Raw genomic sequence first — 4,456 nt, 5'->3', positions numbered from 1 at the left:
GCGCCGTATATAATACGGTGGTCGCAGGTAATATTAACTTGCATTTGCTGCTTAACCCCGAACATTCCATCAGAAGTTGCCACAACTTGAGGACGTGAGGCGCCGATTGCGAGTATTGAACCAGTTCCGGGTGGTAAGATAGCGTCGAATGTATCAACACCAAACATTCCTAAATTGGAAATGGTGAAAGTGCCAGTACTGTATTCTTCAGGTTGAAGTTGTTTTGCGCGCGCACGGTCTACCAATGACTTCCAGTTACGTGACAGCGAATAAATATCTATTTGGTCGGCGTTTTGCAATACTGGTGTAATTAGTCCACCATCGTCCATTGCAACTGCAACAGCTATATTAATGCCAGAGTGATGCACAATTCCAGAGTCAGAATAACTAGCATTTAATAAAGGATGTTTTTGTAGTGTTACCGCTGTAGCTTTCGCTAGCAGCGCGCTCATTGTCACACCTTTTGATTTAAGCTGCTTGTAAAGTTTGTCGAGAGCATCAGTAGTGATAGTGTAGCCAACGCGGAAAACAGGTACTGCCAAGCTAGCAACCATACTCCGGTTAACAGCGTTTTGCAACGTGTTAAATGGTGTTGTTGTGCCTGGAACTGCTGAAACGGGTGCTGGTACTGGTACTGGTTTTGCAACAGGTGCTGGTGTGTGAACTGGTTTTTCAACAGGAGCAACAGGAGCAACAGTTGGAGTCGCAGTTGTGGTTGAAACATTGAGAGCAAGAGCTTCTATATCGGCAGCAACAATACGACCATATGGACCACTACCAGTAGTAATTTTATCCAACTCTACTTTTAACTCTTTTGCTAATTTCTTTGCGCGCGGTGAAGCTACAACTCTACCATCGCGATGATTTGAGCCATTTTGAGATGCTGTTATTGGTGCTGCTGTCGCGGTTGCACTGGCGCCGTTCGTTGCAGCAACTGGTTGTGGAACTGGTTGTGTAGCTGAAGAGGCTTGTGCTGCTGCTGTTGCAATTTCCGCTTCGGTTTCAGCGATAAAAGCAATCGCTTCCCCAACAGGCGCCGAATCACCAGCTTGTACTATGATATGGGCAAGATATCCTTCGTAAAAAGACTCTACATCCATATCAGCTTTATCCGACTCGACAACCACCACAGTTTCACCTTTTTCCACTTTGTCACCGGGTGATTTTGCCCAGGAGACAATTTTGCCTTCGGTCATGGTGGAACTAAGTGCGGGCATGAATACTTCGTAAATGCTCATGTGCGTGGTTAAATCGATAAATTATGAATTGTGCGCTCCTCGAATTGTAGCTCGACCGAGCGCTCAGGAACCATCAGCATGATGTTTATGTCTATGATTTTAAGACTTACTCAAAAAAACCCGGTTTCTGATTGAAATTTATGCACAAAGTCGTAGGAGGTAATACCATATATATACTTAAAATGCAAAGTTGGTAATCAACCGTCTCACACAACGTTTTAATTATGCCGGCAAAGTCAAAAATAGCTTTTATTTTGATACTCAGTATCTTTGCCACAATCAGCGCTAGTGCCGTGTTCTTCAATCGCAATTCATCCACGCTGGTTTACAGCAATCAAAACGCTCAAGCGCAACAACTTCCTGTGGCAATTCAATCTGCCGACATTGCAGCTTATCCCGAACGCGCGAAATATAAAACGATACCTTTAGAAAGTATCAAATCCGCGCTCCAGGGAACAGACCCAGCATCGTTAGCAGTGGAAGCATTTGATACGAACGGTATCAACCGTAAACCCCGAAAAGTTGAGGTTGCTTACCCACAACCCAATCAAGCTTTAGTAACAATTACTCAAAAGGACTTAGTTAAAAACTCTCGTGATGCAGTTCGCTACCGTGTCGAACTCAGCAGTTTCGGACGAACAATACTCGCTACTTCCCCTCCAATGTGGCAAATAGTCTGGGTCGGAAAACGAAATACTCCGCAAGAAAGTGCTGAGTAGAAAGTGCTAAAAGGAGTGCTGAGTAGAAAGTGCTGAGTGCTGAGTGCCGAGTTTTAATTCATAACCATAACTTATAACTCGAACAGACACGATTAATCGTGTCTCTACTCAGCACTCAGCACTCAGCACTTTTTACTTTCTTAGATGTCTCCGCGAATTTCTTCGACGACTCCATCACGGATAACTACTTCAACTTGTAACTTACTGATTAAGTTATCTCCTGGTTCGACGCGGAAAAAACCTTCCATTTGGAATTGATTTACTTCTTGGTCTAGTTCCAATAATTGAACTTGCTGGAGATTTTGCAAGCTTTGGTTCTTTTGTTCTAACAGTTCACTTTTTTTCTCGTTAACCTGCCCTTGAATGTTATCTATTTGTTGTAAGGTTTGAGGTCCAGGTGGTTGCAAACCTTGTTTTTGAATTTCTGCTATTGCCCGTTGTCCTTGAACATCAAGTTGTTGTAGCTGTTGATCAATTTGGATAATTTGACCCTGAAGTTGCTGCTGTACTTCTTCTTTCCAAAGCGGGGTAACAATTGCTTTGACGTTGACAGCACGCTTTAAAAGTAGTTGTTTGGAGACATCCATAAAGGTTTCACGTTCACTCGTTTAGTTAACAGTTGTGGAGGTAGAGGCGAACATGTTGTTAATAGTATCGCTTGGGGCGTTCCATCACAACATGTCGTCTTACCTTCAATGTTTGTGTCATTAAACCGTTTCGGCTGAAAACGGTTCTAAAATTAACCTCAATTGTGCTATGCAGTCGTCCGGACGGTATCCGGGACGAGATTTTGCACTGAGTGGTTAAGTTCTTGCCTAAATAAATCCTGAATTATTTTACTCTCCAAGTTTATTTGTTGGCTGCCTGACAGTGTAACATTGTCTTTTTGTATACATAGTTTGAAATTCTGAGTTTATGCCCATTTTTCTAGGCTTTCAACTCATTTGTTTTATTTTCCCCCCGTTGCTTCACGAACTGTCCTGTGAACCAGCCGCAAAACACTGAATTTTTTCATTTAATTGCGTGTAAGTTAAAACAACTTCTGGTTTGACATAGGGTCACAAACTGCCACAACAAAGCTGATATCGCTTTGCTACTTCGTTCCATATTTCTGGCAGTGTCTCAATGTCTGAATAATCAACGAAATTCTTTGCTAACTCACGAAGAGCGCGATGTATAGCTCCCAAAGAAAGTTGGGTGATTATATGTTTGGACTATAATCGCCTTACCCTACAACTACTTAAAAACTAAATTAATACTGCTTCCAGCATATTCGCCAGCACAGTAAAGGCAAATGATGCAAAACGACACAATGATTTTGTATTGATTCTCCAAAGCTAAAACTAATTTACTATTGATAAAACTCTATGTTGTGTTAGGCTTATATAAGCAAACAGTGATGCTACAAATCCGTTCCTCCTCAGTGCATCGGGTTTTAGGTATAACTGTGTTCCCTCTGAACAACCGCAGCGCAAATCTATTTTAGATTTGGAATTTTAGGTTTTGGATTGCTTTAAGTCCAAGGTCTAAAACCTAAAATCTAAAATCCACACAGCCTACTACGATTCTTTAAGAGGTAAACAAAACATGAATTCAACAGACATTATATTGCTAACTTTTGTAAGCACAATTACTTGCCTAGTTCTTCCACGAATGGTGTCAATGATTTTTGTGGGAACTCAAGCCAAAAAACAAAATCCAATTTTTGTATTGCAAAAAAATAAACACAAACATAAGCCAAAGGTAACTAGTTTCCCATTCTGTACTACTAGCTATGCGATAAAAAACGCTCCATCATGTAAATTCAGCCCGCATTTCTGCGAGAGATGTTCTTCGCACGCGTAACGACTTGATGGGGAGATTGCTTGCAAGGGGCAGTATCTCCCTTCCCATATAACTTTTAATTGTCTTTACAATACTTTATATTAAGTTAAGCTTATGATTACCAAAAGAAATTCTAAAGATTAGACGCATCAAATATTAATCGATATGTTGCACAATTAAAGAATAGAACCGTTATAAAAAGAAAGGGGAAGAACTTTGAGTTTAGTAGATGGTTTATTCCTAACTCTAGTTAGTGCAACTATTTGCATTTCATTGCCGAAGCTGCTATCAACCTTGCCAAGTGACAAAAGCAAGCTTATTAAACCTGCTTTGCGAGAAACATTGCCAGAGCCATCCCCCTGAACGGTTACGTCCAGAAGTCCCCACTTTGCTTACAGAAAGTTAGTTAAGGTTCAATATTAATCTCTCAAAAATAAACAGCTAATCTAACACAATGTATAACCCGGTTCAAACGTAACCGGGCTTTTACATACTATATTGATGGTAAGCTGTTAACCTTGCCTTAAGGCTGAAATTACCTGTTCTGTAATATCTCTTCCACCTCTAAGATTATCGAACAAGCATTGAATTGTATAAATTATACCCCAAGGTATTCCCCACCATCCAAAGAACAACGAGATTAGCAAAAACGGAATACTTTTACCAAAGGCGCCT

The 4,456-nt window shown here is 40.8% G+C and carries 3 protein-coding genes and 1 pseudogene; 1 reads left to right on the top strand and 3 read right to left on the bottom strand.

The genetic code is table 11. The annotated features are described in order from the left end of the window. Positions 1-1,238 (bottom strand): dihydrolipoamide acetyltransferase family protein (locus tag AC2JBO_RS43430; protein WP_496959820.1); only part of this gene is annotated, 1,238 nt, incomplete at its 3' end. Positions 1,239-1,462: 224 nt separating this feature from the next. Here AC2JBO_RS43430 and AC2JBO_RS43425 point away from each other — a divergent pair. After that, positions 1,463-1,957 (top strand): hypothetical protein, encoded by a 495-nt coding sequence (locus AC2JBO_RS43425; RefSeq protein ID WP_496959819.1) that lies wholly within the window; start codon positions 1,463-1,465, stop codon positions 1,955-1,957. A 140-nt stretch (positions 1,958-2,097) separates the two neighbouring features. On the opposite strand, the gene AC2JBO_RS43420 is transcribed toward AC2JBO_RS43425, so the two are convergent. Together AC2JBO_RS43420 and AC2JBO_RS43415 are read right to left on the bottom strand one after the other, a co-directional pair. After that, positions 2,098-2,544 (bottom strand): YlqD family protein, encoded by a 447-nt coding sequence (locus AC2JBO_RS43420; protein ID WP_496959818.1) that lies wholly within the window; start codon positions 2,542-2,544, stop codon positions 2,098-2,100. A 21-nt stretch (positions 2,545-2,565) separates the two neighbouring features. Next, positions 2,566-2,897 (bottom strand): annotated as a pseudogene (locus AC2JBO_RS43415) (long-chain fatty acid--CoA ligase); the annotation flags it as partial. Positions 2,898-4,456: the final 1,559 nt, after the last annotated feature.

This window comes from Calothrix sp. CBUCES-K 9914 (assembly GCF_059640475.1).
Note: the sequence above shows the minus strand (reverse complement) of the source record. Positions and strands in the feature narration are given on the sequence as shown.

Excerpts from the sequence above, each read along its gene's own strand:
- AC2JBO_RS43425 (WP_496959819.1), top strand. The coding sequence starts at position 1,463 with ATGCCGGCAAAGTCAAAAATAGCTTTTATTTTGATACTCAGTATCTTT.
- AC2JBO_RS43420 (WP_496959818.1), bottom strand. The coding sequence starts at position 2,544 with ATGGATGTCTCCAAACAACTACTTTTAAAGCGTGCTGTCAACGTCAAA.